Source organism: Arthrobacter sp. Cr_A7 (assembly GCF_029222765.1).
In the GTDB taxonomy this organism is placed as follows: domain Bacteria; phylum Actinomycetota; class Actinomycetes; order Actinomycetales; family Micrococcaceae; genus Arthrobacter.
Map to the genome: position 1 here is coordinate 1 of NZ_JARHXQ010000198.1, position 333 is coordinate 333.

At 70.9% G+C, this 333-nt stretch carries 1 pseudogene; it reads right to left on the reverse strand.

The window, feature by feature from the left end:
- Positions 1-333, reverse strand: a pseudogene (gene ligC / locus P2Q66_RS11465) (ATP-dependent DNA ligase); the annotation flags it as partial.

Consider the following 333-nt stretch of genomic DNA (forward strand, 5'->3'; position numbering starts at 1 on the left):
GATCCCGTCCAGACCTGCGCCCTCGAACTGGCTGAACCACTGGCCTGCCGTGTCCTTGTCCGTGGTGGCTGCCGTGAGGTGGACCGGGGCCTTGCTGCCCGCGAGCGCCTTCTCCAGCGCCGCCCGCCGTTCAGCGAAAGGCCTGCCCGTGTAGTCATCGTCCCCCAGCGCCAGGAGGTCGAACGCCACGAAGGAGGCCGGTGTCTGCCCGGCCAGGAGCTTGACCCGGCTGGCCGCGGGATGGATGCGCTGCTGCAGGGCGTCGAAATCCAGCCGGTCGCCGGTCGCGCCCACCAGCACGATCTCGCCGTCCACCACGCACCGTGCCGGAAG